At 57.0% G+C, this 1208-nt stretch carries 1 protein-coding gene; it reads right to left on the bottom strand.

All coding sequences use genetic code 11. From position 1 onward, the window contains the following. Positions 1–64: 64 nt before the first annotated feature. Positions 65–1208: IS481 family transposase (locus C2862_RS25010; RefSeq protein WP_136223761.1), on the bottom strand; the 1144-nt coding region annotated here is incomplete at its 5' end.

Genomic DNA, 1208 nt, shown 5'->3' with positions numbered 1-1208 from the left:
TGTATAGCACAGACACATAGGTAACAGGTGTCTAGACACATAGGTGACACTGCCGGGTTAGATTCTAGCTGGTTCTAAGGTTGATTTGGGTGACCTCGCGGTCGCAGAAAAACACTTGGAAGAGCCCGTCATCATTAGCTGGTCGGATGGCTACGCGTTCGCCGGTCAGGCCTTCGCCGACGAAATAATCGTGCCCCTTGAAGGCAAGTTGGCCGTGGCGCCGGACTTGGCGCACCGTATCGGTATCGTCATATTCAACGATTGGTAGGTGAGTCGGAAATGGTCTGGCGCTGGGGCGGTAACGCGTGATCGGAGGCTTTTGCCCGAGTGCTTCGTGGGGCCGAAGCAGGTTGTATTGCTCACGCCAGTCGTCGAATCCGAGCTGGCATGCTTCGATCGAATTGAAACCAAAGCGCGCGAGCAAATCACGCTTGAGCGTACGGTGAAAGCGTTCGTCCTTGCCCTGTGTCTGCGGGTGATACGGCCTGCTATGGCTGACACGAACTCCAAGACGAATGAGCCAGACCTCCAGGCGTGATAACGTCTCGTGTCCTGACGTTCCCCATGGCGGGCCGTTATCACAGGTAATCCGTTCAGGCAGCCCATACAGGCAGAAAGCCTGTGTCAGCGCTGCCTGCACCTGTTCGTAGGTCTCGCCCGAACAGGCTTTCAATGCTATTGAAAAGCGCGAATAGTCGTCCAGCACCGTCAACGGATGACAGCGGCCGGCGCGTGGGTCGGTCAGTGCAAAGTGCCCCTTGAAGTCCATCTGCCACAGCAGATTTGGCGCTTCGTGCTCGAAGCGTTTTTTTGATGGGCTCGTTTGGTCTGTCTGCGGCACCAACTGGCGCCCGTGCCGGCGCAGGATCGCGGCAATCGTATTGGGATGCGGCGCTATTTCGTCGGGCAGCAAGGCCCGCAACTTGCGCGCTCCCCAGCAAGGGTATCTGTCATGCAAGGCCACTACCATTTCCTCGAGTTCTGCACTGCAGCGTCGAGGCATGGATAACGGAATCCGCGACCGGTCCCTCAACCCTTCCTTGCCATGTTCGAGGTAGAGCTTACGCCACTTATAGCCGGTCTTTCGGCTGACGCCGAAAGACCGGCACAGGGCCTGCATGTCGATATTGGGCTCTGCCGCCAACATTGCGAACTCGAGTTTAGAAGACATCTGGGAACATTCTTTCCAAGGCATCGCACACTCCATT

The sequence above is a fragment of the Massilia sp. Mn16-1_5 genome (assembly GCF_004798585.1).
In the GTDB taxonomy this organism is placed as follows: domain Bacteria; phylum Pseudomonadota; class Gammaproteobacteria; order Burkholderiales; family Burkholderiaceae_D; genus Telluria.
Note: the sequence above shows the minus strand (reverse complement) of the source record. Positions and strands in the feature narration are given on the sequence as shown.